29 protein-coding genes and 1 pseudogene are annotated in these 25,653 nt (G+C 64.3%); 19 read left to right on the plus strand and 11 right to left on the minus strand.

Annotated features, from left to right (window positions below; translation table 11 throughout):
- Positions 1 to 266 precede the first annotated feature (266 nt).
- The 10 genes and pseudogenes from ACXAF5_RS02955 (at position 267) to fdhA (ending at position 10,047) form a co-directional block, all read left to right on the plus strand.
- The gene (locus ACXAF5_RS02955) at positions 267 to 1,196 is read left to right on the plus strand and encodes an ABC transporter ATP-binding protein (RefSeq protein ID WP_239360599.1); all 930 of its coding nucleotides are present in this window, start codon (positions 267 to 269) and stop codon (positions 1,194 to 1,196) included.
- Positions 1,193 to 1,954 (plus strand): ABC transporter permease, encoded by a 762-nt coding sequence (locus ACXAF5_RS02960; protein WP_239318650.1) that lies wholly within the window; start codon positions 1,193 to 1,195, stop codon positions 1,952 to 1,954. The genes ACXAF5_RS02955 and ACXAF5_RS02960 overlap by 4 nt, the downstream gene beginning before the upstream one ends.
- 275 nt (positions 1,955 to 2,229) lie before the next feature.
- Positions 2,230 to 3,027 (plus strand): S49 family peptidase, encoded by a 798-nt coding sequence (locus tag ACXAF5_RS02965; protein ID WP_474945479.1) that lies wholly within the window; start codon positions 2,230 to 2,232, stop codon positions 3,025 to 3,027.
- A gap of 171 nt (positions 3,028 to 3,198) precedes the next feature.
- The gene (locus tag ACXAF5_RS02970; RefSeq protein WP_474945480.1) at positions 3,199 to 4,143 is read left to right on the plus strand and encodes a calcium/sodium antiporter; all 945 of its coding nucleotides are present in this window, start codon (positions 3,199 to 3,201) and stop codon (positions 4,141 to 4,143) included.
- A 28-nt stretch (positions 4,144 to 4,171) separates the two neighbouring features.
- Positions 4,172 to 4,957: pseudogene (locus tag ACXAF5_RS02975) on the plus strand (SDR family oxidoreductase); the annotation flags it as partial.
- A 334-nt stretch (positions 4,958 to 5,291) separates the two neighbouring features.
- On the plus strand, positions 5,292 to 7,172 hold the full coding sequence (gene uvrC, locus ACXAF5_RS02980; RefSeq protein WP_474945481.1) for an excinuclease ABC subunit UvrC: 1,881 nt from the start codon (positions 5,292 to 5,294) through the stop codon (positions 7,170 to 7,172).
- Positions 7,173 to 7,306: 134 nt separating this feature from the next.
- Positions 7,307 to 7,978: a CDP-diacylglycerol--glycerol-3-phosphate 3-phosphatidyltransferase gene (pgsA, locus tag ACXAF5_RS02985; protein ID WP_239318655.1), complete on the plus strand. Its 672-nt coding sequence runs from the start codon at positions 7,307 to 7,309 to the stop codon at positions 7,976 to 7,978.
- Positions 7,978 to 8,223, plus strand: a complete 246-nt coding sequence (gene moaD / locus ACXAF5_RS02990; RefSeq protein WP_239318656.1) for a molybdopterin converting factor subunit 1 — start codon at positions 7,978 to 7,980, stop codon at positions 8,221 to 8,223. Before pgsA ends, moaD begins: the two co-directional genes overlap by 1 nt.
- A 4-nt stretch (positions 8,224 to 8,227) precedes the next feature.
- Positions 8,228 to 8,674: a molybdenum cofactor biosynthesis protein MoaE gene (locus ACXAF5_RS02995; protein WP_474945482.1), complete on the plus strand. Its 447-nt coding sequence runs from the start codon at positions 8,228 to 8,230 to the stop codon at positions 8,672 to 8,674.
- A gap of 188 nt (positions 8,675 to 8,862) precedes the next feature.
- Positions 8,863 to 10,047: a formaldehyde dehydrogenase, glutathione-independent gene (fdhA, locus tag ACXAF5_RS03000; protein WP_239318660.1), complete on the plus strand. Its 1,185-nt coding sequence runs from the start codon at positions 8,863 to 8,865 to the stop codon at positions 10,045 to 10,047.
- Between the two features lie 41 nt (positions 10,048 to 10,088).
- Here the strand turns inward: fdhA and ACXAF5_RS03005 are convergent, their stop codons facing one another.
- From ACXAF5_RS03005 to ubiA, 4 genes are all read right to left on the minus strand, one after another.
- Positions 10,089 to 10,487 (minus strand): DUF4440 domain-containing protein, encoded by a 399-nt coding sequence (locus tag ACXAF5_RS03005; protein WP_474945483.1) that lies wholly within the window; start codon positions 10,485 to 10,487, stop codon positions 10,089 to 10,091.
- On the minus strand, positions 10,488 to 10,808 hold the full coding sequence (locus ACXAF5_RS03010) for a hypothetical protein (RefSeq protein WP_239318664.1): 321 nt from the start codon (positions 10,806 to 10,808) through the stop codon (positions 10,488 to 10,490).
- Complete coding sequence (locus tag ACXAF5_RS03015; RefSeq protein WP_474947788.1) at positions 10,805 to 12,769, minus strand: OmpA family protein; 1,965 nt, start codon at positions 12,767 to 12,769, stop codon at positions 10,805 to 10,807. Before ACXAF5_RS03015 ends, ACXAF5_RS03010 begins: the two co-directional genes overlap by 4 nt.
- Positions 12,770 to 12,850: 81 nt before the next feature.
- The gene (gene ubiA, locus ACXAF5_RS03020) at positions 12,851 to 13,813 is read right to left on the minus strand and encodes a 4-hydroxybenzoate octaprenyltransferase (RefSeq protein WP_474945484.1); all 963 of its coding nucleotides are present in this window, start codon (positions 13,811 to 13,813) and stop codon (positions 12,851 to 12,853) included.
- A 12-nt stretch (positions 13,814 to 13,825) separates the two neighbouring features.
- Between ubiA and ACXAF5_RS03025 the strand changes: the two genes are divergently transcribed.
- The 5 genes from ACXAF5_RS03025 to ACXAF5_RS03045 all read left to right on the plus strand — a co-directional run bounded on the left by ACXAF5_RS03025 (position 13,826) and on the right by ACXAF5_RS03045 (position 17,888).
- Entirely contained in the window at positions 13,826 to 14,557 is a 732-nt protein-coding gene (locus ACXAF5_RS03025) for a 16S rRNA (uracil(1498)-N(3))-methyltransferase (RefSeq protein WP_474945485.1), read from the plus strand.
- A complete protein-coding gene (locus ACXAF5_RS03030) occupies positions 14,557 to 15,426 on the plus strand; it encodes a GNAT family N-acetyltransferase (RefSeq protein WP_474945486.1) in 870 nt (289 codons plus the stop codon). The genes ACXAF5_RS03025 and ACXAF5_RS03030 overlap by 1 nt, the downstream gene beginning before the upstream one ends.
- Entirely contained in the window at positions 15,423 to 15,950 is a 528-nt protein-coding gene (locus ACXAF5_RS03035; RefSeq protein WP_474945487.1) for a hypothetical protein, read from the plus strand. Before ACXAF5_RS03030 ends, ACXAF5_RS03035 begins: the two co-directional genes overlap by 4 nt.
- Positions 15,951 to 16,052: 102 nt before the next feature.
- Positions 16,053 to 17,423 carry a glutamate--cysteine ligase gene (locus ACXAF5_RS03040; RefSeq protein WP_474945488.1) on the plus strand — a complete coding sequence of 457 codons (1,371 nt, stop codon included), beginning with the start codon at positions 16,053 to 16,055 and terminating at the stop codon, positions 17,421 to 17,423.
- A 210-nt stretch (positions 17,424 to 17,633) separates the two neighbouring features.
- Positions 17,634 to 17,888: a hypothetical protein gene (locus tag ACXAF5_RS03045; protein ID WP_474945489.1), complete on the plus strand. Its 255-nt coding sequence runs from the start codon at positions 17,634 to 17,636 to the stop codon at positions 17,886 to 17,888.
- 115 nt (positions 17,889 to 18,003) lie between these two features.
- Here ACXAF5_RS03045 and ACXAF5_RS03050 read toward each other — a convergent pair whose 3' ends face one another.
- The 7 genes from ACXAF5_RS03050 to ACXAF5_RS03080 form a co-directional block, all read right to left on the minus strand.
- On the minus strand, positions 18,004 to 18,489 hold the full coding sequence (locus tag ACXAF5_RS03050) for a YHS domain-containing (seleno)protein (protein ID WP_474945490.1): 486 nt from the start codon (positions 18,487 to 18,489) through the stop codon (positions 18,004 to 18,006).
- 280 nt (positions 18,490 to 18,769) lie between these two features.
- Entirely contained in the window at positions 18,770 to 19,378 is a 609-nt protein-coding gene (plsY, locus tag ACXAF5_RS03055) for a glycerol-3-phosphate 1-O-acyltransferase PlsY (protein WP_474945491.1), read from the minus strand.
- Entirely contained in the window at positions 19,378 to 20,688 is a 1,311-nt protein-coding gene (gene pyrC, locus ACXAF5_RS03060) for a dihydroorotase (protein ID WP_474945492.1), read from the minus strand. The genes plsY and pyrC overlap by 1 nt, the downstream gene beginning before the upstream one ends.
- Positions 20,685 to 21,233 (minus strand): aspartate carbamoyltransferase catalytic subunit, encoded by a 549-nt coding sequence (locus ACXAF5_RS03065; protein ID WP_474945493.1) that lies wholly within the window; start codon positions 21,231 to 21,233, stop codon positions 20,685 to 20,687. Before ACXAF5_RS03065 ends, pyrC begins: the two co-directional genes overlap by 4 nt.
- Positions 21,233 to 21,364, minus strand: coding sequence for a hypothetical protein (locus tag ACXAF5_RS03070; protein ID WP_474945494.1), 132 nt, complete (start codon positions 21,362 to 21,364; stop codon positions 21,233 to 21,235). The genes ACXAF5_RS03065 and ACXAF5_RS03070 overlap by 1 nt, the downstream gene beginning before the upstream one ends.
- Before the next feature lie 41 nt (positions 21,365 to 21,405).
- On the minus strand, positions 21,406 to 21,939 hold the full coding sequence (locus tag ACXAF5_RS03075; RefSeq protein ID WP_474945495.1) for a hypothetical protein: 534 nt from the start codon (positions 21,937 to 21,939) through the stop codon (positions 21,406 to 21,408).
- A gap of 5 nt (positions 21,940 to 21,944) precedes the next feature.
- On the minus strand, positions 21,945 to 22,904 hold the full coding sequence (locus ACXAF5_RS03080; RefSeq protein ID WP_474945496.1) for an aspartate carbamoyltransferase catalytic subunit: 960 nt from the start codon (positions 22,902 to 22,904) through the stop codon (positions 21,945 to 21,947).
- Between the two features lie 149 nt (positions 22,905 to 23,053).
- Between ACXAF5_RS03080 and ACXAF5_RS03085 the strand changes: the two genes are divergently transcribed.
- From ACXAF5_RS03085 to moaB, 4 genes are read left to right on the plus strand one after another with little or no spacing between them, the layout of a single operon-like run.
- Positions 23,054 to 23,821, plus strand: coding sequence for a uracil-DNA glycosylase (locus ACXAF5_RS03085; RefSeq protein ID WP_474947789.1), 768 nt, complete (start codon positions 23,054 to 23,056; stop codon positions 23,819 to 23,821).
- Positions 23,822 to 23,845: 24 nt separating this feature from the next.
- A complete protein-coding gene (locus tag ACXAF5_RS03090; protein ID WP_239318682.1) occupies positions 23,846 to 24,445 on the plus strand; it encodes a metallophosphoesterase family protein in 600 nt (199 codons plus the stop codon).
- Complete coding sequence (locus ACXAF5_RS03095) at positions 24,442 to 25,065, plus strand: LysE family translocator (RefSeq protein WP_474945497.1); 624 nt, start codon at positions 24,442 to 24,444, stop codon at positions 25,063 to 25,065. The genes ACXAF5_RS03090 and ACXAF5_RS03095 overlap by 4 nt, the downstream gene beginning before the upstream one ends.
- Before the next feature lie 5 nt (positions 25,066 to 25,070).
- Positions 25,071 to 25,613 carry a molybdenum cofactor biosynthesis protein B gene (gene moaB / locus ACXAF5_RS03100; RefSeq protein WP_474945498.1) on the plus strand — a complete coding sequence of 181 codons (543 nt, stop codon included), beginning with the start codon at positions 25,071 to 25,073 and terminating at the stop codon, positions 25,611 to 25,613.
- Positions 25,614 to 25,653 lie beyond the last annotated feature (40 nt).

The raw sequence follows: 25,653 nt of genomic DNA on the forward strand, positions 1-25,653 counted from the left end.
CCAGAGGGTGACGCCTTCCTAGGGTGACCCCGGCACGTGGGGCGCTGCCAAAGGGGGGCGTGCCCGGGGGCAGACCCGCGGCGCCCCCACCACCTCCAAAGGAACGCCTGGGGAACAGTTCAAGGCTGCGTGCATGCACAAGCGCTTGCGCGGCGATTGGGGGTGGCCGTTTGTTCACGGGGCCGTTACCCCTAACACAATCCCTGAACAGTCCTGTTCATCTCACCGACAGCCCTGATCCGGGCCAGATCCGAACCGGAGGCCGTATGAGCACCATCCTGTCCATTTCCGACCTGCGCAAATCCTATGCAGGCGGTTTCGAGGCGCTGAAGGGCGTGAACCTGGAAATCGAGGAGGGCGAGATCCTCGCGCTGCTGGGGCCCAACGGCGCCGGCAAGACCACCCTGATTTCCACCATCTGCGGCATTACCACCGCGACGTCGGGCGCGGTCACTGTTGGCGGGCACTGTATCGAGCGCGACTATCGCGCCGCGCGGGCCATGATCGGGCTGGTGCCGCAGGAGATCAACCTGGAGCCGTTTGAAACCGTGATGAACTCGGTCCGGTTTTCGCGCGGCCTGTTTGGCAAACCCCGCAATGATGCGCTGATCGAAGACATCCTCAAGAAGCTGTCGCTCTGGGACAAGCGGACCAGCCAGATCAAGGAGCTCTCCGGCGGGATGAAACGCCGGGTACTGATCGCCAAGGCGCTGAGCCATGAGCCGCGGGTGCTGTTCCTGGACGAGCCCACCGCCGGCGTCGACGTGGAGTTGCGCAAGGACATGTGGGACGTGGTGCGGGAGCTGCGCGAGAGCGGCGTCACCATCATCCTGACCACCCACTACATCGAGGAAGCGGAGGCGATGGCCGACCGTGTCGGTGTCATCGCCGGCGGGGAAATCCTGCTGGTGGAGGAAAAGGCCGATCTGATGGCCCGCATGGGCAAGAAGGAATTGCAGGTGATCCTGACCGACCCGATCAGCGCCGTGCCGGCGGCGCTGGCGGACCACGACCTGCGGCTGGGCGAAGATGGCCGGTCGCTGGTCTACACCTATGACGTCAAGGCCGAGCGCACCGGCATCACCGCATTGCTGAACGACGTGGCGGCGGCGGGGCTGGTGCTGTCGGATGTGGCCACCCGGCAATCCAGCCTCGAAGACATTTTTGTCGGTCTTGTATCGGGAGAGAACGCATGAACTGGACAGCTGTTGCAGCGATCTATCAATTTGAAATGGCGCGGTTCTTTCGCACGCTGGCCCAGAGCTTCCTGTCGCCGGTGCTGTCCACGTCACTCTATTTCGTGGTCTTCGGCGCGGCCATCGGCAGCCGGATCGATCAGGTCGAGGGGGTGTCCTATGGCGCTTTCATCGTGCCGGGGCTGATCATGCTGAGCGTGATCACGCAGGGCATCTCCAATGCGTCTTTCGGGATCTACTTTCCCAAGTTCATCGGCACCGTCTACGAGCTCCTGTCGGCGCCGGTGAACTTTCTGGAGATTGTGCTGGGCTATGTCGGGGCGGCGGCCACCAAGGCGCTGTTCATCGGCGTGGTGATCCTGGCCACGGCGCATCTGTTTGTCGATATCACCATCCAGCATCCGCTGGCGATGATCCTGTTCCTGGTGCTGACCTGCGTGAGCTTTGCGCTGCTTGGGTTCATCATCGGGATCTGGGCGAAGAATTTCGAACAGCTGCAACTGGTGCCGCTATTGATCGTGACGCCGCTGATCTTTCTGGGGGGCTCGTTCTATTCGATCTCGATGTTGCCGCCGGTGTGGCAGACCATCACCCTGTTCAATCCGGTGGTCTACCTGATTTCCGGGTTCCGCTGGTCGTTCTTTGGCACCGCGGATGTGCCGGTGGCGATGAGCCTCCTGGCGATCGCGCTCTTTACCGGTTTGTGCCTCTTTGTGATCGGCTGGATCTTCCGCACCGGCTGGCGCCTGCGGTCCTGAGCCGGCAGGGCGGGGGAGGCTCCCGCCCGGCGTGGTTGCATTGAAATGCCCCCGCGCCCGTTGGGCCCGGCGCCCCCCCTCCAAGGAGGGGGCGGCGCGGTTGCGTCCGGCCTCATCCCGGCTGCCACAGCGTGCCGTGGCACAGGGTGCCGCCGGGCAGAACCGCATGGGATACGTTGCATTTTTACCCGGCACCGGCCGCGAAACGTAACATCGCCGGAATTCCTCTCGGCCGATACCTTGTTTCCGGCAGGTGGGCATTCTACATCGGCGCCATGACTGTTCGATTGCCCTTTCTCAAGCGGCCACCCACGGTGGCGGTTGTGCGCCTGTCCGGAGCCATCGGGATGGCCGGACGGGGCAGTCTCAACGACTCCTCGCTGGCGCCTGTGCTGGAACGGGCCTTCAAGCGCGGCAAGCCCAAGGCGGTGGCGCTGGAGATCAATTCGCCCGGCGGCAGCCCGGTGCAGAGCGCGCTGATCGGCGCCCGCATTCGCCGCCTCTCCGAAGAGCATGATGTTCCCGTCATCGCCTTTGTCGAGGATGTGGCCGCGTCCGGTGGCTACTGGCTGGCGGCGGCGGCGGATGAGATCTTTGCCGATGCTAGCTCCGTCGTGGGCTCGATCGGGGTCATTTCCGCCGGGTTCGGGGCGCATGTTTTCCTGGCGCGCCAGGGGTTGGAGCGCCGCGTGCATACGGCGGGGGAGAGCAAGAGTATGCTGGACCCCTTCCGCCCGGAAAACGAAGAGGATGTGGCACGCCTGAAGGTGCTGCTGAACGACATCCACGCCAATTTCATCGATCACGTCACCGAGCGCCGGGGGCCGAAGCTATCGGATGAGGAGAACCTCTTTACCGGCGAGATCTGGCTGGCGCGTCGGGCCGAGGCGCTGGGCCTCATCGACGGGATCGGCCATCTGAAGCCGGTCCTGGAAGCGCGGTTTGGCAAGAAACTCCGCCTGCGGCGCTACGGGATCAAGAAACCGTTCCTGAGCCGGTTTGGCCTGTCGCTGGCCGAGGACGCCCTGGCTGCGGTCGAGGAGCGCGCGCAGTTTGCGCGTTTTGGCCTTTGACGTGATTTTGAAGATCGTCTCCCTGTTTCTGGTGGCCATGGCAGTGCTTGCCATGTTCGGACGGTTGCGTTTCCCGGGACAAAAGAAACTCAATTCGGCCCGCTGCCGGTCCTGCGGACGTTTCCGGATCGGCAAGGGGCCCTGTGCCTGTGGACAAGGAGGTCCCAAGACATGATGCCCTGGCTGTTTTCTGCGCTTGGTCTGGTGATCCTGTTGCTGGCGGGGGATGCGCTGGTGCGGGGGGCGGTGAACCTGTCGCTGCGGATCGGCATTCCGGCCCTGATTGTCAGCCTGACCATCGTTGCATTCGGCACTTCGGCGCCGGAGCTGCTGATCGCGGTGCAGGCCGTGCACGAAAACGCCGACGGCATCGCGCTGGGCAATGTGGTGGGATCCAACACCGCCAATATCCTGCTGGTCCTCGGCCTGCCCGCCATGCTGCGGGCCCTGCACACCAGCGAGTGCAACACCCGCAAGAACTACATCTTCATGATCGCGGCCTCGCTGCTGTTCATCGCGCTTGCCTTCTGCGGCACCTTCACCTGGATCTCGGGCGTGGTGCTGCTGGTGGCGCTGTTCGGGGTGCTTTTCACCGCCTTTCGCGAGGCCAAGGCGCACCGCGAGGCCGGCGTGGCGGATGACCTCGAAGAGATCGAGGAAGCCGACCCAGACATGCCCTATTGGCGCATCGGGATCTATCTGGTGCTGGGCCTCGTGGGGTTGCCGCTGGGGGCGGAGCTGCTGGTGGAGAACGCCACCATCATCGCCCGCATGTATGGCCTCTCCGAGACGGTGATCGGCCTGACGCTGGTGGCGCTGGGCACCTCCCTGCCGGAACTTGCGACCACGTTGATGGCGGCATTGCGCCGCCAGGCGGATGTGGCGCTGGGCAATGTGATCGGGTCGAACATGTTCAACCTGCTTGCGATCATCGGGCTGGCGACCTTTGTCGGGCCGATTTCGGTCGATCCGGAGTTCCTGCGCTTTGACCTCTGGGTGATGCTGGGCGCATCGCTGATCATCATACCCTTCGTGTTCTTCCGTCAGGACATCACCCGCCTGTGGGGCGTGATTCTGACGCTACTTTATGTGGCCTACATCTGGATGCTGCTCTAGATCGTGGTGAAAGCCACAGGCACGAGGAGAGCAGAACATGCGGGCATTGGTCACCGGAGCGGGCAAGCGCCTGGGCCGCGCAATGGCGCTGGCCCTTGCGGAAGACGGCTATGACGTCGCGGTCCACTATGCCAGCTCGGAGGCGGCGGCGGCCGAGACGGTTGCCGCCATTCGGCACACCGGACGTCGGGCCGTTGCCCTGCAGGCGGATCTGCTGCAGGACGCGGAGACATCGAGGCTGTTGCCACGCGCCGCAGATGCGCTGGGCGGGCCGATCACCTGTCTGGTCAACAATGCCTCCATATTCGAAGAGGACAGCCTGGAAACGGTGACGCGCGACAGCTGGGATCGCCACATGCAGAGCAACCTGCGCGCGCCGGTGCTGCTGTTGCAGGCGCTGGCGGCGCAGGCGCTGCCCCCACGGCGGGACACCGCCGGAGAGCCTCTTGCCGGGGCTGTGGCGATCAACATGATTGACCAGCGGGTCCGCAAGCTGACCCCGCAGTTCATGAGCTACACGCTGGCGAAATCCGCCTTGTGGACCCTGACCCAGACCGCCGCGCAGGCGCTGGCCCCGCAGATCCGTGTCAATGCGATCGGACCGGGGCCGACCTTGCAGGGCCCGCGCCAGACCGCGGCGGATTTTGCGGCACAGCGCGCCACCACCCCGTTGCAGCGTGGTGCCGGGACGCAGGAGATTGTCGCCGCGCTGCGATACCTGGTCAGCGCCCCGGCCGTAACCGGGCAATTGATCTGCGTGGACGGGGGGCAGCATCTGGCCTGGAACACCCCGGATACCGCGCTTCCGGAGTAGCCCTGCACCTGTGGTAAACCTGTGTCGCCAATGTACAATTCGGGCCGTGATGCCTTGACTTATGCACGAGTCACAAACCGTTCACCTAAGCGTTACAAAAACACGAGTGTTATCAATGATTTGGATCTGAGATGAAAAAATATCATTCAAAATCAATACCTTGATAATTCGCTTAAATTTTAGGCAACTGAGCGAAACCGCCAGATATAAAGGGAAAATCCCAGCTACCCAAAAGTTACCCGCGTAGTTATCCACAAGAATGGTGGATTCATCACAGCTTGAATTCACCGCCGGAAGATTGCAGCGGAGACGCCAGAATCATATGTCAGACAGCATGAGTGATCCCAGCGCAGAATCGTCCGGTCCGACCGACCTTCCGCACACCGGCTATGGTGTGATCCAGGCCTATCTGCGGACGCTCGGTTCCTCGCCCGGGGTCTATCGCATGCTGGATGCCGAGAGCCGTGTGCTCTACGTCGGCAAGGCCCGCAACCTGCGTGCCCGGGTGTCGAACTATTCCCGTCCCGGCCATACGCCGCGCATCGAGAAGATGATCTCGCAGACCGCGTCGATGATGTTCCTGACCACGCGGACAGAGACCGAGGCGCTGCTGCTGGAGCAGAACCTCATCAAGCAGCTGAAGCCGAAATACAATGTGCTGCTGCGCGACGACAAAAGCTTTCCCAATATTCTGGTCGGCAAGACCCACGACTATCCGCAGATCAAGAAGCATCGCGGCGCGCGCAAGGAGAAGGGCAGCTATTTCGGCCCCTTTGCCAGCGCCGGCGCCGTGAACCGGACGCTCAACCAGCTGCAAAAGGCGTTCTTGCTGCGGAATTGCTCTGACAGCATGTTCGAAACCCGCTCACGTCCGTGCCTGCAATATCAGATCAAACGCTGTTCGGGGCCCTGCGTCGGGCTGATCTCGCGCGAGGACTATGCCGAAAGCGTGCGCGACGCCGAGCGGTTTCTGTCGGGGCGCTCCACCAAGATCCAGGAGGAGTTGGGCGCGCAGATGATGGCAGCGTCCGAGGCGATGGAATTCGAACGCGCGGCGGCGCTGCGGGATCGGATCAAGGCGCTGACGCAGGTGCAGTCGGCCCAGGGCATCAATCCGCGCGGTGTGACCGAGGCGGATGTGATCGGCCTGCATCTGGAGGCGGGGCAGGCCTGCGTGCAGGTGTTCTTTATCCGCGCCAATCAGAACTGGGGCAACCAGGACTTCTATCCGCGGGTGTCCGAAGACATGTCGCCCGCCGAGGTGATGGAGGCCTTTATCGGCCAGTTCTACGACAACAAGGAAGTTCCGCGTCAGCTGATCCTGTCCGATGACATCGAGAACGCCGACCTGATGAGCGAGGCACTGGGCGACAAGGCCGGGCGCAAGGTGGAGATCCTGGTGCCACAGCGCGGCGAAAAGACGGAACTGGTGGCCAGCGCCGTGCGCAACGCCCGCGAAAGCCTCGCCCGCCGCATGGCCGAGAGCGCGACGCAGGCGAAACTGCTGCGCGGCATCGCCGAGGCCTTTGGTCTGGAGGGGCCGCCGCAGCGGATCGAGGTCTACGACAACTCCCACATCCAGGGCACCAATGCGGTGGGTGGCATGATCGTGATGGGGCCCGAAGGGTTCATGAAAAACGCCTATCGCAAGTTCAACATCAAGGGCGAGGACCTGGTGCCGGGCGATGACTTCGGCATGATGAAGGAGGTGTTGAACCGTCGCTTCTCGCGGCTGCTCAAGGAAGACCCGGATCGGGACAAGGGCATGTGGCCCGATCTGTTGCTGATTGACGGCGGGGCCGGGCAGGTGTCGGCCGTGGCGGAGATCATGGAAGAGCACGGGGTTGCGGATATTCCGATGGTCGGCGTCGCCAAGGGTGTTGATCGCGACCACGGCAAGGAGGAGTTCTATCGCCCCGGTGCCGCGGTCTTTGCCCTGCAACGCAACGATCCGGTGCTGTATTTCATCCAGCGCATGCGGGACGAGGCGCACCGGTTTGCCATCGGCACCCATCGCGCCAAACGGGCCAAATCCATGGCGGCCAACCCGCTGGATGACATCCCCGGCGTCGGGGCGCGGCGGAAAAAAGCCCTGTTGACCCATTTCGGCAGCGCCAAGGCGGTGAGCCGCGCAAACCTGTCGGATCTGAAGGCGGTGGACGGGGTCTCGGATGCGTTGGCCGAGACGATCTACAACTATTTTCAGGACCGCTGAGGCAACCGGTTCCGGCATGAGGGGCGCTGCCCCTCAAACTCCCCGAGGTATTTGACAAAAGGTGAAGGCCCAAGTGGCGGTCCGGGACGAATTGACCCTTCCCGACCCGCGCGGCAGCCTGTAGGTATGCGCTCATGATCTGGAATTTACCCAATGTCCTCACAGTCCTGCGGTTGCTGGCGGCGCCGGCGCTGGCAGTGATGTTCCTGTTCTTCTCGCGCCCGCATGCGGATTGGTTTGCGCTGATCCTGTTTGTCGGTGCCGCGGTGACGGATTGGTTTGATGGCTATCTGGCCCGCAGCTGGAAGCAGGAAACCAAGATGGGCGCGATGCTCGACCCGATCGCCGACAAGGCGATGGTGGTGATCGCGCTGATGATCCTCGTGGGCTATGCGGCCTCGCACTGGACCGCCTGGCTGGTGTTGCCGGCCACGGTGATCCTGTTCCGCGAGGTCTTTGTCTCCGGGCTGCGCGAGTTCCTCGGCGATACGGCGGGCACGCTGAAGGTCACCAAACTGGCGAAGTGGAAGACCACGGCCCAGATGATCGCGATCGCGACATTGTTTTCGCAGGGCATTTTTGAGCACCACCTCGGAATGGGGGGCTTTGGCATGGATCGCCAGATGGTGCAGGATGTGCTTTCTGGTGCGGTGGAGGACACGCAGGGGCTGCGGTTCTATTTCGAGGGGATGGTCTGGTCCGGGCGCATCGGCCTGTGGCTGCTGTGGATTGCGGCGGCATTGACGCTGATCACCGGGTTTGACTACCTCAAGAAGGCCCTGCCCTACCTGAAGGAGACGCGCTGATGGATGTTCTGTATTTTGCCTGGGTGCGCGAACGCATCGGCGTCGCAAAGGAACAGGTGGAAACCTCGGCGGTGACGGTGGCGGAGCTGGTCGAGGAATTGAAGGAGCGCGAGCCACGCTATGCGGCGGCCTTTGCTGATCTCTCGGCGCTGCGGGTCGCGCTTGATCAGGAGCTGGCGGAATTCGATGCGCCGCTTGCGGGCGTGCGCGAGGTGGCCTTTTTCCCGCCGATGACCGGGGGGTGAACCGATGCGGGTTCTGGTCCAGGAGGCGCCGTTTGCCTTTGCAGCCGAGGCCGATGCCTTTGCCTCCGCGGCCAGCGGGGCGGGGGCGGTTGTGACCTTTACCGGCGTGGTGCGCGACTCTGACAGCGGCGCCATGTCGGTGATGGAGATCGAGCATTATCCCGGCATGACCGAAAAGGCGCTGACGCAGATCGCCAGTGAGGCCGTGTCCCGGTGGGATCTTGCCGATGTTCTGGTGATCCACCGGCATGGGCGCCTTGTCCCCGGGGATCAGATCATGATGGTGGCCACCGCCGCGCGCCATCGTGTCGCCGCCTTCGAAGCGGCGGAATTCCTGATGGACTACCTGAAATCCCGCGCGCCGTTCTGGAAGAAGGAAATCCTCAAGGACGGGGCAGCGGAGTGGGTGGCGGCCAAGGACGCGGATGAGGACGCGCTCGACCGCTGGTAACCCCATCGGCCCCGATGCTGTTTAATTACACCCTATAGTTGTGTTCGCATGTCCATACGCTCGCATGGAGTGTCGCATATGCGCCACCTGACCTCCTGATCTTTGCCTAGCGTGCACCTGTATGCCGGGCCACCTCTCGACGCGGGAGGTGGCGCGCGGTGCGACACATTTGAGGAGGAGATTAGATCATGACCAGCAATCGAGGCGTCGTATACCTCGGCCCGAACGAGGTCGAAGTCCAGAATATCGCCGATGCAAAGCTCGAAGCCCCGGACGGGCGCCGCATCGAACACGGGGTGATCCTGAAGGTGGTCTCCACCAATATCTGCGGCTCGGATCAGCACATGGTGCGCGGGCGGACCACCGCCGAGGCCGGTCTGGTGCTTGGTCATGAGATCACCGGCGAGGTGATCGAGGTCGGGCGCGACGTGGAGATGCTTGCGGTCGGCGATCTGGTCTCGGTGCCGTTCAACGTGGCCTGCGGGCGGTGCCGCTGTTGCCGATCCCAGGACACCGGCGTCTGCCTCACCGTCAATCCGGAGCGCGCGGGCGGGGCCTATGGCTATGTCGACATGGGCGGTTGGATCGGTGGTCAGGCTCATTACGTGACCATCCCCTATGCCGACTTCAACCTGCTGAAATTCCCCGACAAGGATCAGGCGCTGTCGAAGATCCGCGACCTCACCATGTTGTCCGACATCCTGCCCACCGGCTTTCACGGGGCCATGCAGGCCGGTGTGGGTGTCGGATCGGTGGTCTATGTGGCGGGAGCCGGTCCGGTTGGCCTGGCGGCGGCGGCCTCGGCCCGTATTCTCGGCGCGGCGGTGGTTCTGATCGGGGACTTCAACGCCGAGCGTCTGGAGCATGCCGCCCGGGTCGGGTTCGAACCGGTGGATCTGAGCAAGGGGGACAACCTTGGCGAGTTGATCGCCGAGATCATCGGCACGCCCGAAGTTGATGCGGCCATTGATGCGGTCGGCTTCGAGGCGCGCGGCCATGCCGGTGGCGAACAACCGGCGATCGTGCTCAACCAGATGATGGAGATCACCCGGGTGGCAGGCTCGATCGGCATTCCGGGCCTCTATGTCACCGAAGACCCCGGCGCCGTGGATGCGGCGGCCAAACAGGGCAGCCTGTCGATGCGGTTCGGGCTGGGCTGGGCCAAGGCGCAAAGCTTCCACACCGGGCAGACGCCGGTGCTGAAGTACAACCGGCAGCTGATGCAGGCGATCCTGCACGAACGGTTGCCGATTGCGGATATCGTCAATGCGACGATCATCCCGCTGGAGGATGCGGCCAAGGGCTATGCCAGCTTCGACAAGGGTGTGGCGCAGAAATTCGTGCTGGACCCCCACGGCATGCTGGCGGCGTAAACCCAACCCCTGGTCCGGCCTGATCTCGTGTCGGGCCGGATCTACCCCGCAGGCAGAGCGGGTGTGTCCTGGCTGAAGATGTTCCGCCAGTCCGGGCCGTGGCGCTGCCAGATCGAGCTGACGAACATGACGTCGCTTGTGTCCCGCCCGACGCGCAGAAAGGTCGCGCGATAGCTGAGCAGCGCATGCTCCGGACCAAGCGGGCGGGCCTGCATCTGATCCAGCTGGTAGGTCTGAACGGTCGGCCCCTGTTGCAACTGGCCGGTGTGGTCGGCCTTGTTTGCAAAGCCATCGGCATAGACACCGAGGAAACTGTCGCACAACAGCGCGGCATCCGCGGATTGGTCGCCACGCACCAGCGCCTCCCAGACCTGACGCTCGCAGGTGGTCAGCGCGCGCAGGAGATCGGCATCAGACGGCAGAGGCGGCGGCGCGGTCACTCAGCCCATGCCGCGCAGCTGGCTGCGCAGTTCTTCGGTTTCATGCCGGGCTTCGCGCAGGCCATCCATGGCGGCGCGCAGTTCCGCTTCGGTCTGGCTGAGCTGATTGGTCAGTTCCGCCTCGCGCTGTTGCAGGTAGGTGATCGCCTGATCGCGCGTCTCCTCGGCCTCGTGCAGTTCCTGGCTCATGCGGTCCAGGTCGGCCACATCGCTCTGGCGCACGCGGGTGAAGCGATGCACCAGCCAATTGGCAAACCATCCCATCGCAAAGGCGACAAAGAGGATGATCGCTGTGGTGAGGATGAACTCTGTTCTGCTCATTGTCCGTCGGTGTCCTCTTCGGTTTCCGCCTCCGTGGCGGCGTCTGCGGCGGGCTCTTCCGTATCCGTATCAGGGGCGGCGGCTGCGCCCTCCGTGCCAGTGTCCGCTTCGGCGGTGTCGCCGTCCGCTGCGTCCGTGTCCTCCTGCGGCAATTCGCTTTCGATCAGGCGGAATTCGATGCGGCGGTTGGCCTCGCGGCCCTCTTCGGTGTCATTGGTCGCGATGGGGTTGGATTCGCCATAGCCCTTGGCGACGAAGCTGCCGGTCAGGATGCGCCGCGCCCGCAGTGCATTCAGCACCGACTGCGCCCGCGCCTGGCTGAGGTTCTGGTTCATCTCCTCGCGCCCCTGGCTATCGGTATGTCCCTGAATCTCCAACGGGATTTCGCCGCATTGCCGCAGCAGCTTGGCGATCTTGTCGATCACCCGGGCACTGTCGGCGGCCACGGTGGCGGAGCCGGGTTCAAAGGCGATCTTGTCCGCACGCTGAATGGCGGCCAGCTCCGCCTCGCAGAGCGCCGGCGCCATTAGCTGGTCCTCGGGTTCGGGCGGCGCCTCATAGGTGATGTCCAGATCGTAGTCTTCGGCCTCGCCCAGCTTGTCCGACAGCATCCGCGCCACTTCGGCGCTGGCGTTTTCGACGTGGCTCATGCCGCGCACGGAAACCAAGTCCGGCGTCACCGTGACCGAGCCGCGTTCCAGCTGCGCCAGCGCATCCAGCGCCGCCAGCACGCGGATCGGCCAGACCCCGGGCAGGTCCGGCGCATTGCGGGTGGCGAGGTGGACCACATCGCTTCCAAAGCGGGCCTTGGCGTAGCTGTCCACGGTGCGCCGCTGGGCGTTGTCGCTCAGCCGGCCGCGCAGCTGCACCTGGCCTTCGGGGCTGAGGGTGGCCGTGAATTCCGGCCTGATATCGGGGTTCTGTTCTTCGGGTTCCGGCAGCACCGCATGCAGGACAAACACCTGCGGCAGCGCGTTTTCCAGTTCGCCCACCACATGGTCGAAACGCGCCTGCGGCGTGTTCTGGGCCGCCACCAGCGTCACGTCGCCGTTGGAGAAGGTGATCGATCCCTTGCCCAGTTCCTGGAGCGCGTCGAGCCCGACCTCGACCGCGCGGGCCCAGTTTGCCGAGGGCACGCCCAGACCGATGGTGCAATCCGCCTGCCTGCGCAACTGCGCATCCTCGGCGGCGCGCAGGATGCGGGCACGGCTCTCCTCGCTTTCGGCAGAGCAGGCATCAAACCGGCCGCCCTCTTCGCCCAGCACATAGCGCAGGGTGAAAGGCGAGATCACCGGCCGGGGGGCTGCAATGTCCAGGCTCACATGCACCGTGGGCGGCAGCATCCGGTTCAACTGGTTTTCCAGCTGTTCCTTGGCCTCGGGGCTGTCGGCGATCGCGGTGATGCTGACGGCACCGGCCTCGACGGAGATCTTGGTCCGGGGCAGCAGCGCCAGGGCCCGCAGCGCATAATCGATCGCATCCGACCAGCCCTTGGGCACGGGGTGATCGGCGGTTTCCACAAAATCCGTCACCTCCGGCGTGCCCCGGATCGCGCCCAGCTTGCGCAACAGCGCCGCGTGGTCGCTGGCGGCGGGGATCAGGCCGATGATGGAAATGCCCGCGTCATTGCGCAGGATTTCGGTGGAAAAGCGCGGCGGTGCGATGCCTTCCGAAGGGGTGACCTGCATCTGGTCGATGATCCGCGCGGCATCCACCACGGCGCCGACGCGCGAAATCGCGGCAAAGCGCTTGGCCTCGTCCGGGGCTTCGCCCGACAATTCCACCCGCAGCCCGTCGGCCACCACTTCCGCCCAGGAAAACCCGGCTTCGTCCAGGGTCCGGCGGACCACGATCTCGGAGTTGGTTTCCAGTGCCGTGGCCGCGAACCCGGCCACCACCAGGCTGAGGCCGGCAGCCCCGGCAAAGGTCGCGGTGGGGATCAGGAGCGAAGAAAGACGCATGAGGTCAGGCATTCCGGCAGTTTGGGTGTCATTGGTCTTACAAGCGGGGGCGTCGCGGATCAATCACGCGGGGCGCGACATTCAGGCAAACAGCGCCAGCCCGAGGAAGATGAGCGGAATCAAGCCGGTGTCGCGGTTGAGCCGAAACAGCGACAGCAGGCGGTCATTATTGTCCGCATCAAAGGCGCGCAATTGCCAGGTCATATGCCACCCCATCGCCCAGGGCGCGCAGAGTGACAGCGCAAGGGCAAGGATCGACGCCGTCGGCTGCACCGCCATGATGATCGCCAGCGCCATCAGACAAACGGTGGCGACGATGAACCGGCGCAGCCAGACCGGCGAGCGGTCCGCAAACAGGCGGGCGGTGGATTTCACTCCGATCAGCGCGTCATCCTCGGTATCCTGATGGGCGTAGATGGTGTCGTAGAACAGCGTCCAGGCCATCCCCGCGAGGTAGAGAACGATCGCCGGCCACTCCAGCCAGCCGGTATGGGCGACCCAGGCCAGCATCGCGCCCCAGTTGAAGGCCAGACCAAGGAAGATCTGCGGCCACCAGGTGAACCGTTTGGCAAAAGGGTAGATCGCCACCGGGAACAGCGCCAGGATGCCCATGGCGATGGCAGCCTGGTTGAAGGTCAGCAGAATGCCAAAGGCGATCAGCGATTGCAGCGCCATCCATGCCAGCGCGCCCTTGACCGTGACCTGACCGGAGGGGATCGGGCGGGAGCGGGTGCGCTCCACCCCGCCGTCGATGTCGCGGTCGGTGATGTCGTTCCAGGTGCACCCCGCCCCGCGCATCAGCCAGGCGCCCAGCCCGCAGCCGACAAAGATCCACAGATCCTCCCAGCGCGGGTTCTGCCCCGCGATCATCGCCAGCGCCAGCCCCCACCAGCAGGGCAAGAGCAACAGCCAGGTGCCGATCGGGCGGTCGGCGCGGCTCAGCCGCAGGTAGGGCCGGGTCCAGGCGGGGGCGTAGATGTCCACCCAATTGCCTTTTACCGCATCGGCGACTTGTCCATCTGGTGTTGGCGACTGGCCTTGCATATGTAGGACCCCATGAATGCTAAAGTCAGACTGTATGTAGATCACCCCTTGGGGGCAGGGCAAACGGTTCCTCTGGACCGGGACCAGGCGCATTACCTGTTTGGGGTGATGCGGCTGGCTGTTGGCGCGCGGGTGGCGCTGTTCAACGGGCGCGACGGGGAATGGCAGGCTGAGGTGGTCGAGGCCGGCAAGCGCGGCGGCGTGCTGACCTGCGCGGAGCAGTCCAGGCCCTTGCAGCTGCCGCCGGACCTCTGGCTGATCTTTGCCCCGATCAAGAAGGCGCGCACCGATTTCATCGTCGAGAAGGCCGCTGAAATGGGCGCTGCGCGTATCCTGCCGGTGGGAACGGAGTTCACCAATTCCGAGCGCATCCGCCAGGACCGGCTGCAAGCGCATGCGGTGGAAGCGGCCGAGCAATGCGGCGGCACCTATGTGCCCGAGGTAGCAGCGTTGCAAAAGCTCTCCGCCCTGCTGGATCAGTGGCCCGCCGAGCGGCAGCTGATGTTCTGTGACGAGGCCAAGGTGGGACAGCAGCTGTTCCTGGACAGCGCCGCGGGCGGCGCGGCGGCGGGTCCCTGGGCGATCCTCATCGGTCCGGAAGGCGGGTTTTCCGATGCGGAGCGCACACGCCTGCACGCGATGCCGCAGGCCCATGTCGTCAGCCTCGGCCCGCGTATTTTGCGAGCCGATACGGCGGCGGTGGCGGCCATGACCCTCTGGCAACATACCTTAGGGGACTGGTGATGGTCTGGCGTGCGGCAACCGAAGCGGATGTGGCGTGCGTCCTGCCGTTTCTGGATGCCCATATCCAGAGCTCGATGTTCCTGTTGGAAAACCTCAGCCTGCATGGGCTGGGCTCGGATCACCCGAACGGGCTGACCCTCTGGGTGCAGGCGCGGGGCGACGGGGTCTTTGGCGTCACCAATCGTGGCACCGTGCTGATGCAGATGCCCGAGGGTCGCACAGCGGATTGGCGCGCTGCCGGGCAGCTGCTCTCCGGTCGCGAGATCCACGGCGTGCTCGGCGATGCACCGCAGGTGCGCGGCTTTGTTGCGGCCAATGATCTTGGCGGTCATCCGTGCCAGCTGGACAGCGATGATCCGGGGTTTCTGCTCGATCTTGACGATCTGACGGTGGAGATGCGCCCGGAGGAAGAGCTGATTTCCGTGCGCGATGCGCCGCGCGCGCTGATGGACGCCTGGCGTATCGCCTATGAGATCGAAGCCGTGCAGGCCCCGCCCGAGGCGGCGCGCATCAAGGGGCCGCAGGATATCGATCAGTTCATCGCCCGCGACAGTCACCGGGTGCTGCTGGTCGATGGCGTGCCGGTGGCGATGAGCGGTTACAACACCACATATGAAGATACGGTCCAGGTGGGCGGGGTCTATACGCCGCCGGACCTGCGCGGGCGGGGCTACGCGCGCCGCGTCGTCGGTCGGCACATGGCCGAACGTCGCGCCCGCGGCGCTCGGCGGGCGGTGCTCTTTGCCGCCAGCGCGGATGCGGCGCGGGCCTATCGCGCCATCGGTTTTCGTCCCGCCGGGACGTTTGCCCTGGTTCTTTTTGCGCAACCTGCGCGTATCGGCGGGGTGCCGAGGGAGGTGACGGAATGAGCTTTATTCGACCCGAAGCCCGCGCCCTGCTGTGGCGCTGGCGCGAAATCCTGGGCGCCTTGCTGTTGCTGGCGCTGGGGCTGCGCTGGGCGCTGGTGGGTGTCGGCGTCACCCAGATCACCGGCTGGGCCTGCGTCACGCTGGCGGTGGTGCTCGGGGTTGTCGGGGCACAGCGAATGCGGTTCCGCCGTGGCTCGGATGGGCCGGGGGTGGTGCAGGTGACCGAAGGCCAGATCAGCTATTTCGGGCCGCTCACCGGCGGTGCCGTGGCGCGTTCCGAGATCGAGACGGTGCGGCTCGACCATACGGCGCGGCCCTCGCATTGGGTGCTGGAGCAGCCGGGCCAGCCGCCGCTGGCCATCCCGGTGACCGCCGCCGGGGCAGAAGCCCTGTTTGATGTCTTTGCCAGCCTGCCGGGGCTAAAGACAGAACGCATGCTGAGTGAACTGCATCACAAAGGTCCTCATCAAGTCGTGATATGGCAGCGATCACCAGAGCCGCGCAGCCTGCATCGGCTGCATTGACACTGGCGCGATTTCGCATCACCACTTTAACCCCGGGCCCCGTGCCCTTTGTCAGAAATGCCACGCCTGCCCTTGGCGGCGACCTACGAAGGGGGCCTACCCATGTCCATTCCCCAGTCCGGTGGCGGACCGATCGAAAGCCATGCGCAGCTGGCTGCCTATATGGAGGCGGGCTGCAAGCCGCGCGACGATTGGCGCATCGGCACCGAGCATGAAAAATTCGGCTACTGCAAGGATACGCTGAAGCCGCTGCCCTATGAGGGAACGCGCTCGATTCGGGCCGTGCTCGAAGGGTTGCGGGATCGCCACGGCTGGGACCCGGTCACCGAGGGGGGCAAGCTGATCGGCCTCACCAAGGATATGGCGAACGTCAGCCTGGAACCGGGCGGCGCGCTGGAGCTGTCGGGGGCGCCGCTGGAGACCATCCACGAGACCTGCGACGAGGTGAACATTCACCTGTGCGAAGTGAAGGACATCGCCGACGAGATCGGGGTTGGCTTTATCGGTCTTGGCGCGGCGCCAATCTGGCAGCATGACGAGATGCCCCTGATGCCCAAGGGGCGTTACACGCTGATGAACGACTACATGGAGCGCGTCGGCACCATGGGGCGGGCGATGATGCGGCGCACCTGCACCGTGCAGGTGAACCTCGATTTCGCCTCCGAAGCCGACATGGTGCAGAAGCTGCGCGTGGCTCTGGCCCTGCAGCCGGTGGCGACGGCCTTGTTTGCCAATTCTCCCTTCTTTGAAGGCAAGCCAAATGGGCTGAAATCCTGGCGCAGCCACATCTGGCGGCATCTGGACGACGCCCGCACCGGCATGCTGCCCTTCGTGTTTGAAGATGGCATGGGGTTTGAGCGTTACGCCGATTATGCGCTCGATGTGCCGATGTATTTTGTCTACCGCGATGGCAAATATATCGACGCGCTGGGCCAGTCCTTCCGCGATTTCCTCAAAGGCGAGCTGCCGGCGCTGCCGGGCGAGACACCGACGCTGAGCGACTGGGCGGATCATCTGACGACCGCCTTCCCGGAAGCGCGGATCAAGAAATACATGGAAATGCGCGGCGCCGACGGTGGTCCGTGGCGGCGTCTGTGCGCCTTGCCGGCGATCTGGGTCGGGCTGATGTATGACCAGACCGCCTTGGATGCGGCTTGGGATCTGGTCAAGGGCTGGGATGCGGAAACCCGCGAGAGCCTGCGGGTCGAGGCCGCGGTCAAGGGATTGCAGGCCGAGGTGGGCGCCATCAAGATGCATGATCTCGCCCGGGAGGTGCTGCGCATTGCCGAGGCCGGATTGCAGGCGCGCGGGCGACAAGGCGCGGGCGGGCTGGTGCCGGACGAGACCCATTTCCTCAACGCGCTGAAGGAAAGCGTCGAAAGCGGCAAAGTGCCTGCCGACGAACTTCTGGAGCGCTACAATGGCGACTGGAATGGCGATCTGACACAGATCTACGCCGACTACAGCTACTGAAACCCGGCACAGCGCACAGGTTGAAGAACGCAAGGAAGGGGCGCCGCCGAGACGCCCCTTTTTTGTGCCCATGGTGGTCTGGCGGCGCGCCAAGACCTCGGTTCGCGTGGTGAGGTGTCGGGGGTGTTTTTCCCCCTAACCCGCTTCTTGTGAGACGCAATGCAGCCCCTTAAGAGAGCGCTCGATCTCTCGTTCCCAAAAGGTGTTCAAATGGGCAATTTCTTTATCTCTGCATTCGAAAAACTTGTTGGCGTCGTTGTGGTGCTGCTGCTGATCGGCGTGGCCATCGGCGCGGTCTTTGCGTTGGTGGAACCGATGGGTGGTGGTCTTCTGCCAGCGCTTCTGGTGCTGGTTGGCGGCTCGCTCTACGTGATCCTGATTGGCGGATCGCTCTATCTGGCGCTGGGGATCTACAACAACACCAAGCGCACTGCCGAAGCGGTGGAGCGCCTCGCCGCGAAATAAGCACCCTGTTCACCGTTCCCTCCGGTGTCAGCGTGCAAAGAACGGGCGGCAGGATACCCCTGCCGCCCGTTTTGCGTTGTCCGTTGTTATGGTGCCGTGAGTGGCGCGGGCAGCCTTACTGAAGCAGCTCCGCCGGATCCGCGTCTTCGATATCTTCCCAGTTCACGTCCGCTTTTTCGATGTAGCCCGGGATGTCGGTGGCCCAGCGTTCCTGAATGTCCTTGGAGAGGTTCAGGTACAGCACGTCGTCAACGATTTTCCACTGATGCGGGTCGCCATCGAATTTGAAGCCCATCGCCGCGCCGAACGCGCAGTAGCCGCCATAGGCCGGCACATAGGCCTCCGGATTGGCTTCGAACAGGGCTTTGTTTTCCTCTGACGCGAACCAGTAGGTCGCTTCGTCATGCGTCGCGGTCAGCTTGTAGCTGCCCTTGTTGGCCTCACCTTCGGTGAAATAGGCAACCGGGTCGAAACCCTGCATCGCAAGGCCGGTGGAGGAGGCGTTTACATCGACGCCCGCAGCGAAGGAGGCAGTTGCCAGCGCCACGGAGAAGGCGAGACCGCCGAGGAGGGATTTGGTCAGGGATTTTGTCTTGGTCATCGGTTTGAACCTTTTGATCTGTCCGGGGCCACGCTGCGCCCGGGGGGAGGGGTTGAATGTGACAGGTGCTCGAAATCCTGCGTGAGTTGGACGGGTCAGTGCCGCCACACCGACGATCTGGGGAGCGGTCTGATCACATGCAAAACAACTCAATTTGTGTGTGCACAGGCGCAAACAGAGCCTGCGCATCCGCGGCAAAACAATCCCGTGAGCGCAATGTGAAAAGCCCCGCCGATGAGGGCAGGGCTTTGAAAATCAACGGTGTTTACGCTGGGCGGCGTTACTTCTGGCCAATCTTTGGCTCGGTCCCCGCCAGCAGCCGTGCGATGTTGTCCTTGTGCCGCCACAGGATCACCAGGGTGAGGATGATCGAGAGCGCAATGGTCGACGGGTACCCCAGGACCAGACACCAGATCGGAGCCGCCACAGCCGCACAGAGCGCCGCCAGCGACGAGATCCGCCGCAGCAGCGCCAGTGCAAGCCACGTCAGGCAACAGGCGATGCCCACCGGCCAGGCGATCGCCAGCAGGAGCCCGAGGAACGTTGCAACACCCTTGCCGCCCTTGAACCCCAGCCAGACCGGGAAGCAATGCCCGACAAAGGCCAACAGCCCGGCCAGCTGCGCCGCATCCTCGCCCGCCAGAGCACGCGCCAGCAGCACCGCCGCCGCGCCCTTGCCGCCATCCAACAGGAGCGTCGCTGCCGCGGCGGCTTTGCTTCCGGTGCGCAGCACATTGGTGGTGCCGATATTGCCCGATCCGATTTCGCGCAGGTTGCCCAGACCAAAGGCCCGCGTGATCACCATGCCAAAGGGAATGGAGCCCAGAAGATAGCCGATCACACCCCACATCAGGAGCATCGGCAGGGCGGTCTCAAACGCAGGCAACATCACGCCTCCTTCCGATAGACGGGTTCACCCGCCACATAGGTGGCCAACACGCGGCCCTGCATCTGCTGGGTGTCAAACGGCGTGTTCTTGGATTTGGACTGGAGTTTGAAACGGTCCAACACCAGCGGTGCGTCCGGGTCGAACAGCACCAGATCCGCCGGCGCGCCTGCGCTCAGGCGGCCAGACGCAAGACCAAGCCGCGTCGCGGGGTTCAGCGACATCGCCCGAAACAGCGTCGGCAGGTCCAAAAGCTCCGCATGATAGAGGCGCATCGCCGCCGGCAGCAGCGTTTCCAGCGCCACCGCCCCGGCGGCGGCCTCTTCAAACGGCAGGCGCTTGCTCTCTTCGTCCTGCGGCGTGTGCATCGACGAGATCACGTCAATCAGACCCGTGCGCACGGCCTCGACCACGGCGAGGCGATCCTCTTCGGAGCGCAGCGGCGGCTTCACCTTGAAGAAGGTGCGATAATCGGCCACGTCCAGCTCATTCAGTGTCAGGTGGTGGATCGAGGTGCCCGCCGTGATGTCGATCCCGTTGGCCTTGGCGCGCTCCAGCGCAGGCAGCGCGCGCGCCGTGGTGATCTGATCCGCGTGGTATTTGGCACCGGTCATTTCCAGCAGCGCGATGTCGCGGTCGAGGCCCATCCGCTCCGCCATGGGAGAGACCGACGGCAGCCCGCGGAGCGCTGCGAATTTGCCAGAGGTTGCAGCAGCGCCCGCCGACAGGCCCGGCTCTTGCGGATGAGCGATCACCAGTGCGCCGCAACTCTTGGCATAGGTCAGCGCGCGCGAGAAAACCTTGGTGCTGGTGACCACGTGGTCGCAGTCGGTAAAGGCCACGGCGCCTGCGTCCAGCAAGAAGCCGATCTCGGTCATCTCGCGCCCCTCGCGCCCCTTGGTGAGCGCGGCCATGGGCAACACATTGACGGGGGCGTCGGCCTGTGCGCGGCGAGTGACGAACTCCAGCGTCTCCGGATTGTCGATACAGGGCGAGGTGTCCGGGCGGGTCACGATGGTGGTCACACCGCCTGCCGCCGCCGCAAGCCCTGCGGATTTATAGCTTTCCTTGTGACGCTCGCCCGGCTCGCAGACTTTGACGCCAATATCGACGATCCCCGGCGCAAGGCATTTGCCGCCGCAGTCGATCACCTGCACGTCGTCGGCGCGCAGATTGTGATCCGCAAGAAGCGCGGCCGTGTCGCTCTGATCGGAGCGGGCGAGGATCGTGCCGCGGTGCACCAGAAGGCTGCCGGGCGCATCGCTTCCGGCCTCGGGATCGATCAGGCGGGCGTTGATGAAAAGATTGGTCATGTTTCCGGTGTCTCCATGGTGCTGTCCGCTCCGGCCTGGACCTGTCGCATCAGGCGGAGCACCTCGCGCCCGTTGCTGATCCGTTCAAAGCCCGTTCGTTTGGGATATGCATTTGCGCCCTCACCAATTGTTTCCTCGTGAAACCATATTGTAGAGTATCTGCCTTCCTCGAACTCGATCACGGAATCGCTGTCGATGTCCCAGAAGCGCAAGCCCCGGCCGACAAAAGGCAGGTCCGTGGCAATAAATGCGCGGCGGTTGGTCAGGCTGTACCAGGTGCGCCGCCGCGAAAAGGACGGCCAGAACAGGCCGGCGCCAAGCAGGTACAAACCGACCCCAAGCGGGAACAGGCCGGTGATCCCCAGCAACACCCCAAAGGACATCGCGCCCACTGTCCAGAAGGCTCCGAAGCAGGTGACGATCAGCCCGAAAATGGTAAAGGGAATCATGTTCCCGCTCACCACGAAGCCGGGGTTGGGGCGCCCCTGCCACAGGACGTGCTCCTCCGCATCCAGAAGACCCTCCCAGCCGCGCGCATCCGTCATCACAGTGCGCCCCTGACGGTGGCGACGGTGTGGCCCGGATCTGCCTGCGGTTCGATCAGCTGCGTGTTGCCGGCAAAACCACGGCCCGATGCGGGGGCGATAAGGCGGGCGTTGCGGAAAAGCGTCGTCATCGGACCGAAGCCTTCGCACATGTCAGAGCGGCAGGGTGCGTTCATGTGGCAAGCCCCCAGATCAGCAAGCCGATGAGCAGCATCACCACCGCAAACAAGCTCGCCCCGATGCGTCGGGCGCGGTTGCGGGCGTCGCGGGGCGGTGTGCGCAGGGACGGCTGAGCCGCGTCACTGGGGATCGCGCCGGGCGCGGACCAGTCGGTTTTGATCTCGCCGAGACGCGCCACCAACAGGAGGCTGCTGGCCGGGGTCAGCCGGGTCTCCGCCCCGTCAAAAGCGCGGGCGCGCAGCACCAGGACCCAGCCGCTGAGGCCATCCAGCGCCATGCCGTGGTCGGAAAGATCGGCCTCGGAAACCCCCATGCCCTCGCGCAGATACCCCAGCAGCCCCAGACCTTCGAGGTCCTCGACGGGGAAGATCTCCGCTTGCGTCATGTCCAGTGCGGGCAGTCCCAACACTTGCGCCAACGCGCCATCTTCGTCGCGCAGGAATTTTGCCTGCTCCACCGGCATGTCGAGGGCAAAGACCAGCACCTGATCGCGGGCACCCTTGGGGATTTCGATTACATCACTCATCGCGCTCAGGATGCCTCGGCCTGCCGGGCGCTGCGCAGGTTGCGCGCCAGCAGATCCATCGCAGCCATGCGCACAGCCACCCCCATCTCCACCTGTTCCTGAATGACGGAGCGTTTGATGTCGTCGGCGATGGTGCCGTCGATCTCCACGCCGCGATTCATCGGGCCGGGGTGCATGACGATGGCGTCGGGCTTGGCCAGCGCCAGTTTTTCGGCATCCAGCCCGTAGCGGTAGAAATATTCGCGTTCCGAGGGGATGAAACCGCCGTCCATACGCTCCTTCTGCAGACGCAGCATCATGACCACATCGACGTCCTTCAGCCCTTTTCGCATGTCGTCATAGATTTCGGCGCCAAATTCCGCAAATTGCTGCGGCACCAATGTGGGCGGGCCGATCAGGCGGATGCGGTTTTCCATCTTGCCCAGCAGGATCAGGTTCGACCGGGCCACCCGCGAGTGGGTGACATCACCGCAAATCGCGATGTTCAGCCGGTGCAGCCGGCCTTTGGCGCGCCGGATCGTCAGCGCATCCAGCAGCGCCTGCGTCGGATGTTCGTGCCGTCCATCGCCGGCGTTCAGCACCGCGCAGTTCACCTTTTGCGCCAGGAGATCCACCGCGCCGGAATGCGGGTGGCGCACCACCAGCAGATCCGGGTGCATGGCGTTCAGCGTCATGGCGGTGTCGATCAGGGTTTCGCCCTTTTTGATCGAGGACGCCTGCATCGCCATGTTCATCACATCCGCGCCCAGACGCTTGCCCGCCAGTTCAAAACTGGCCTGGGTGCGGGTGGAGTTCTCAAAGAACATATTGATCTGGGTGAGGCCCGCCAGCGCCTCGGAATGTTTCTCGGTCTGCCGGTTCAGCGCTACGTAGTCTTCGGCCAGATCCAGAATGGCGGTGATCTCATGTGGCCGGAGCGGCTCGATCCCGAGGAGATGGGGCTGGTCGAAAGAGGGGGGCTGCATGGGCGAACTCCGCGCTGTTTCGGCCCTTATAGGAGGGGGGCACGCATGGGGCAAGCGGTGGGCTGCCGGGGCAGGGGGCGAAACGCTGGCGAGGGTGCCCATGTGATGAGGCGTTTTCCTTTGTGCCGCAGGGGGCTACTGTGTCGCTCATGGAATCGGAACTGGATTATTGGAGCGCAAAGGCGCTGTTGGAATGGCAGGTGGAGCTTGGCGCCACCGAAGCCATGATGGACGTGCCCATTGATCGCTTCGGGTTGGAAGACCAGAAACCCAAACCCGCGCGCGCTGCCGATGCGCCGCCGCCACCGGTGAAGCCCAAGACGATCGACCCCGTGGCGGAGGCGACCAAGGCCGCCCAGGGCGCCGATGCGCTGCCCAGCCTGCGGGCGGCGATGGAGGCCTTTGAGCATTGCGACCTCAAGCACGGCGCGCGCAACCTGGTGTTTTGTGACGGCCAGGCCGGGGCGCGGGTGATGATCATCGGCGAGGCGCCGGGCCGGGATGAGGATTTGCAGGGCAAGCCCTTTGTCGGGCGGGCCGGGCAGCTGCTGGACAAGATGCTGGCGGCCATCGACCTCAGCCGCGACCAGAATGTCTATATCACCAATGTGCTGCCCTGGCGTCCGCCGCAGAACCGCGATCCGCTGCCGGCCGAAATTGCCATGCTGGTGCCCTTTCTGGAGCGCCATGTGGCGCTGGCGCAACCGGATGTGCTGGTGCTGATGGGCAATATCTCCTGTCAGGCGGTGCTGGGCAAACGGGGCATCACGCGGTTGCGGGGGCAGTGGGAACAGGCCTGGGGCAAGCCGGTGATCCCGATGTTCCACCCCGCCTATCTGCTGCGTCAGGCCCATGCCAAACGCCAGGCCTGGGCCGATCTCCTGGAGTTGCGCGCGCGGCTCAACAGCCTCAACTGATCCCGTCATCAAGGACATCTGCTTATGAAAATCCTCGCGTTTTCCGATCTCCACCTGGTCGAGGAGCTGGCCGTCGATCTGGTGACCGCCAGTGTCGGCGCGGATCTGGTGATCGGCGCGGGAGATTTCTGCAATACACGGCAAGGCCTGCCGCGGGCGATGGAGATGCTGGCCGGGATCGCGGCGCCAATGGTGGTGGTGCCCGGCAATGCCGAGAGCGCCGAGGAGCTGCACGGCTGTGCGCTGCCGTTCATGACCGTGCTGCATGGGCAGGCGGCCGACGTCCAGGGGCTCAGGATCTTTGGGCTGGGTGGCGGCATCCCGGAGACCCCCTTTGGCGATTGGTCGTTTGACCTGTCGGAGCGTGCCGCCGCCCGAGAGCTGGCGCAGGTCGGGGAGATCGACATCCTGGTGACCCATTCGCCCCCCAAGGGCGCGGGCGACACCACCTCGGCCGGGCTGTCGATCGGCTCTGACAGCATCCGCGCCACCATCGAGGCCACGCAGCCGCGGCTTGCGGTCTATGGCCATGTGCATGATTGCTGGGGCTATCGGGGTCGGATCGGGGGGACGGAGTGCGCCAACCTTGGCCCAACGCCTAACTGGTTCGAGGTGACGCCATGATCGCGCTTTCCACACTTGTGGCCTTTGTTCCGGCGGCGCTGGCGCTCAATATCACCCCGGGGGCGGATATGATGTTCTGCCTCGGTCAGGGGCTGAAATCCGGCCCCCGCCCGGCGCTCGCGGCCAGCCTCGGCGTGGCGGCGGGCGGCATGGTGCATGTGGCGCTGGCGGGTCTTGGCGTGGCCGCGGTGGTGGCGACGCAGCCGGCGCTGTTCGACATCATCCGCTGGGTCGGCGTGGCCTATCTGCTCTATCTGGCGTGGGGCGCGATCCGGCATCCGGGTGGTGCCGGGGTCCCGGGGCAGGCGGTGCCCGCCCGCCGCGCCTTTCGCGCCGGGCTGATGGTCAATCTGACCAACCCCAAGGTGATCCTTTTTGTGCTGGCCTTTGTACCGCAATTCGTCCGTCCCGAGGCCGGATCGGTGCTGGGGCAGTTTCTGGTGTTCGGCGCGATCATCGGGCTTGGGGGCGTGCTGGTGAACGGTGGCGTCGGAATCTTTGCCGGACGGGCGCGTGCGCTCTTTGCCGGCGGCGGGCAGGCCGCGCGCTGGATGAGCCGGATCACAGGTGGAATTTTTGCGGGCCTCGCGCTGCGGCTCGCGCTCTTGGAAAGGGCCTGACAGCCATGTCCCGTATCGACGACAGCACAGATTTCATTCCCGTCCGCATCGCCATCCTGACGGTGTCCGACAGTCGCAGCCTGGCGGAGGATCGCTCCGGTCAGGTGCTGGTCGACCGGCTGGAAGGCGCCGGCCATATCCTGGCCGACCGCAAGATCCTGCCCGATGAACGCCGCGACATCGCAGAGCAACTGCGCCTCTGGTGCGCCGACCCGGAGATCGACGTGGTGATTTCGACCGGCGGCACCGGCCTGACCGGGCGTGATGTGACGGTGGAGGCCCATCGCGATGTCTATGAAAAGGAAATCGATGCCTTTGGCACCGTGTTCACCATCGTTTCGATGCAGAAAATCGGCACCTCAGCCGTGCAGAGCCGCGCAACGGGCGGTGTCGCCCGGGGCACCTATCTCTTTGCGCTGCCCGGCAGCCCGGGCGCCTGCAAGGATGCCTGGGACGAGATTTTGCAAAAACAGCTCGATTATCGGCATCGTCCCTGCAATTTCGTAGAAATTATGCCCAGACTTGACGAACATTTGCGACGGAAATGATCTGCGGTCACGTATAAGCACGTAGACTGTAGGATACGTG

The organism is Epibacterium sp. ABV4_022 (assembly GCF_056159345.1).

Coding starts and splice junctions, on each gene's coding strand:
- ACXAF5_RS02955 (WP_239360599.1), top strand. CDS start 267: ATGAGCACCATCCTGTCCATTTCCGACCTGCGCAAATCCTATGCAGGC.
- ACXAF5_RS02960 (WP_239318650.1), top strand. CDS start 1,193: ATGAACTGGACAGCTGTTGCAGCGATCTATCAATTTGAAATGGCGCGG.
- ACXAF5_RS02965 (WP_474945479.1), top strand. CDS start 2,230: ATGACTGTTCGATTGCCCTTTCTCAAGCGGCCACCCACGGTGGCGGTT.
- ACXAF5_RS02970 (WP_474945480.1), top strand. CDS start 3,199: ATGATGCCCTGGCTGTTTTCTGCGCTTGGTCTGGTGATCCTGTTGCTG.
- uvrC (WP_474945481.1), top strand. CDS start 5,292: ATGAGTGATCCCAGCGCAGAATCGTCCGGTCCGACCGACCTTCCGCAC.
- pgsA (WP_239318655.1), top strand. CDS start 7,307: ATGATCTGGAATTTACCCAATGTCCTCACAGTCCTGCGGTTGCTGGCG.
- moaD (WP_239318656.1), top strand. CDS start 7,978: ATGGATGTTCTGTATTTTGCCTGGGTGCGCGAACGCATCGGCGTCGCA.
- ACXAF5_RS02995 (WP_474945482.1), top strand. CDS start 8,228: ATGCGGGTTCTGGTCCAGGAGGCGCCGTTTGCCTTTGCAGCCGAGGCC.
- fdhA (WP_239318660.1), top strand. CDS start 8,863: ATGACCAGCAATCGAGGCGTCGTATACCTCGGCCCGAACGAGGTCGAA.
- ACXAF5_RS03010 (WP_239318664.1), bottom strand. CDS start 10,808: ATGAGCAGAACAGAGTTCATCCTCACCACAGCGATCATCCTCTTTGTC.
- ACXAF5_RS03015 (WP_474947788.1), bottom strand. CDS start 12,769: ATGCGTCTTTCTTCGCTCCTGATCCCCACCGCGACCTTTGCCGGGGCT.
- ubiA (WP_474945484.1), bottom strand. CDS start 13,813: ATGCAAGGCCAGTCGCCAACACCAGATGGACAAGTCGCCGATGCGGTA.
- ACXAF5_RS03025 (WP_474945485.1), top strand. CDS start 13,826: ATGAATGCTAAAGTCAGACTGTATGTAGATCACCCCTTGGGGGCAGGG.
- ACXAF5_RS03030 (WP_474945486.1), top strand. CDS start 14,557: ATGGTCTGGCGTGCGGCAACCGAAGCGGATGTGGCGTGCGTCCTGCCG.
- ACXAF5_RS03035 (WP_474945487.1), top strand. CDS start 15,423: ATGAGCTTTATTCGACCCGAAGCCCGCGCCCTGCTGTGGCGCTGGCGC.
- ACXAF5_RS03040 (WP_474945488.1), top strand. CDS start 16,053: ATGTCCATTCCCCAGTCCGGTGGCGGACCGATCGAAAGCCATGCGCAG.
- ACXAF5_RS03045 (WP_474945489.1), top strand. CDS start 17,634: ATGGGCAATTTCTTTATCTCTGCATTCGAAAAACTTGTTGGCGTCGTT.
- ACXAF5_RS03050 (WP_474945490.1), bottom strand. CDS start 18,489: ATGACCAAGACAAAATCCCTGACCAAATCCCTCCTCGGCGGTCTCGCC.
- plsY (WP_474945491.1), bottom strand. CDS start 19,378: ATGTTGCCTGCGTTTGAGACCGCCCTGCCGATGCTCCTGATGTGGGGT.
- pyrC (WP_474945492.1), bottom strand. CDS start 20,688: ATGACCAATCTTTTCATCAACGCCCGCCTGATCGATCCCGAGGCCGGA.
- ACXAF5_RS03065 (WP_474945493.1), bottom strand. CDS start 21,233: ATGACGGATGCGCGCGGCTGGGAGGGTCTTCTGGATGCGGAGGAGCAC.
- ACXAF5_RS03070 (WP_474945494.1), bottom strand. CDS start 21,364: ATGACGACGCTTTTCCGCAACGCCCGCCTTATCGCCCCCGCATCGGGC.
- ACXAF5_RS03075 (WP_474945495.1), bottom strand. CDS start 21,939: ATGAGTGATGTAATCGAAATCCCCAAGGGTGCCCGCGATCAGGTGCTG.
- ACXAF5_RS03080 (WP_474945496.1), bottom strand. CDS start 22,904: ATGCAGCCCCCCTCTTTCGACCAGCCCCATCTCCTCGGGATCGAGCCG.
- ACXAF5_RS03085 (WP_474947789.1), top strand. CDS start 23,054: ATGGAATCGGAACTGGATTATTGGAGCGCAAAGGCGCTGTTGGAATGG.
- ACXAF5_RS03090 (WP_239318682.1), top strand. CDS start 23,846: ATGAAAATCCTCGCGTTTTCCGATCTCCACCTGGTCGAGGAGCTGGCC.
- ACXAF5_RS03095 (WP_474945497.1), top strand. CDS start 24,442: ATGATCGCGCTTTCCACACTTGTGGCCTTTGTTCCGGCGGCGCTGGCG.
- moaB (WP_474945498.1), top strand. CDS start 25,071: ATGTCCCGTATCGACGACAGCACAGATTTCATTCCCGTCCGCATCGCC.